Here is a 2167-nt window from a genome sequence, read left to right as displayed (position 1 = left end):
GAGCGGGCTTGCCCGCGAAAAGGTCACCGCTGTCCCTGCCTCTTTCCCCAAATCTCGATAAATGGAGTTATTGATGAAGACCCTGGTAATCGGCGCCAGCAAAGGGCTGGGCAAGGCCCTGATGCAAGGCCTGGGCAACCCCGGTGACACCCTGATCGGCGTAGCCCGCGCCATCCCCCCGCATGTCCCCGTCATCGCTGGTATCGAAACCCGCTGGATCGAAGCCGACCTCACTCAACCCGCAACTGCCGTCGCCTCCATCACCAAGGCTGTGGCCGATCAAGGCATCGACACCCTGATCTACAACCTGGGCATCTGGGAGCCCCTGGCGTTCCACCCCGCCTACGATTTTCTCGACGACCAGGACGCCCAGATTGAAACCATGGTCGGTTGCAACATCACGGCGACCATCCTGCTGATCAAGCGTCTGCTGCCCCTGTTGCTGCAAAGCCAGCACCCACGCATCCTGCTGACCGGCTCAACCTCGGGCCTGCCGCGCAGCGGGCGCCCTGAGGTGACCTTCGGTGCCAGCAAGTTCGCCCTGCAAGGCATCGCCGACGCCCTGCGCGAGGGCTACCGCGATCGGCATCTTGGCGTGACCTGTCTGAACCTTGGCTATCTCAATACCGAGGACGGCCTGAAGGTGCCGGTTGCTGAGGCTGCGCGGCGTGGGGAAGGGCAACTGATACCGGTGCACGATGTGGTGCAGGTGGTCAGGACGATCCTGTCACTGTCGCCGGCCAGCTTTGTCAGGGAGCTGAGCTTGCCGGCGATCCTGGATGAAAGATTCTGAGATTAGCGGTGAGTGCTTCGCGGGCTCGCCTGCGCAGCACTCACCCCAGACTCATCGCTCGATCGTCAACGCGACACCCTGGCCACCGCCGATGCACAGCGTCGCCAGGCCTTTCTTCGCATCACGCTTGATCATCTCGTGCAACAAGGTCACCAGCACCCGGCAACCCGAGGCGCCGATCGGGTGGCCCAGGGCGATGGCACCGCCGTTGACGTTGACCTTCGCCGCATCCCAGGCCAGCTCCTTGCCCACTGCCAGGGCCTGGGCCGCGAAGGCTTCGTTGGCTTCGATCAGGTCCAGGTCGGACAACTGCCAGCCCGCCTTCTGCAGGCAGCGCTGGGTCGCCGAGACCGGGCCGATGCCCATGATCGCCGGGTCTACACCGGCACTGGCGTAGCCGGTGATCCTGGCCAGCACCGGCAGGCCCAGGGCCTTGGCCTTGTCGACGCTCATCAGCAGCACGGCAGCGGCGCCATCGTTGAGGCTCGAGGCGTTGCCAGCGGTGACGCTGCCGTCTTTCTTGAAGGCTGCACGCAGCTTGCCCAGCGATTCGGCGCTGGTGCCTGGGCGAGGTTGTTCGTCGGTGTCGAACACCAGCGCATCGCCTTTTTTCTGCGGGATGTGGATGGGGGTGATCTCGTCCTTGAAACGACCGCCTTCGATAGCCGCCACGGCCTTGCGCTGGGACTCGGCGGCAAAGGCGTCCTGCTGTTCGCGGGAGATGGCGTACTTGTCCACCAGGTTCTCGGCGGTGATGCCCATGTGGTAGTCGTTGAAGGCGTCCCACAGGCCATCGGTGATCATGGTATCGACCAGTTGGCCATGGCCCATGCGCTGGCCGGTGCGGGCCGAGGGCAGCACGTACGGCGCCAGGCTCATGTTCTCCTGGCCGCCGGCGATCACCACCTCGGCGTCGCCGCAGCGGATCGCCTGGGCCGCCAGATGCAGGGCCTTGAGGCCCGAACCGCAGACCTTGTTCAGGGTCAGCGCCGGCACCGCGTGGGGCAGGCCGGCCTTGACCGCGGCCTGGCGGGCGGGGTTCTGGCCGGCGCCTGCGGTCAGCACCTGGCCGAGGATCACCTCGTCGACTTGCGCGGGGTCAAGGCCGGTCTGCTCCAACAGGCGCTTGATCACCGCAGCACCGAGATCGATGGCCGAGACATTGGCCAGGGTGCCCTGGAAACTGCCGATGGCAGTACGGGTGGCGGCGACGATGGCGACTTCGTTCATTGTTGTTCTCCGGGAGGCGAAGTGGATCGCGACAGCATCACTGCCCGGGGCTCATTTGAGAAGTTTGTTTTTCTTTGTGATTGATCGGGTTTGCAAATGAATAGGGTGTCTGTGCCGGCCCTATCGCGGGGCAAGCCCGCTCCC

At 64.7% G+C, this 2167-nt stretch carries 2 protein-coding genes; one reads left to right on the top strand and one right to left on the bottom strand.

From position 1 onward, the window contains the following. Positions 1 to 73: 73 nt before the first annotated feature. Positions 74 to 793: an SDR family NAD(P)-dependent oxidoreductase gene (locus HU729_RS25465; protein WP_186711917.1), complete on the top strand. Its 720-nt coding sequence runs from the start codon at positions 74 to 76 to the stop codon at positions 791 to 793. A gap of 51 nt (positions 794 to 844) precedes the next feature. Here the strand turns inward: HU729_RS25465 and HU729_RS25460 are convergent, their stop codons facing one another. Continuing rightward, entirely contained in the window at positions 845 to 2023 is a 1179-nt protein-coding gene (locus HU729_RS25460) for an acetyl-CoA C-acetyltransferase (RefSeq protein WP_186667700.1), read from the bottom strand. Positions 2024 to 2167: the final 144 nt, after the last annotated feature.

Origin of the sequence: Pseudomonas sp. RW10S2, from assembly GCF_014268985.1 — a bacterium.
In the GTDB taxonomy this organism is placed as follows: Bacteria; Pseudomonadota; Gammaproteobacteria; order Pseudomonadales; family Pseudomonadaceae; genus Aquipseudomonas; species Aquipseudomonas wayambapalatensis.
The sequence above is the reverse complement of the archived record's forward strand: the minus strand, read 5'-3'. Positions and strand labels throughout refer to the sequence as shown.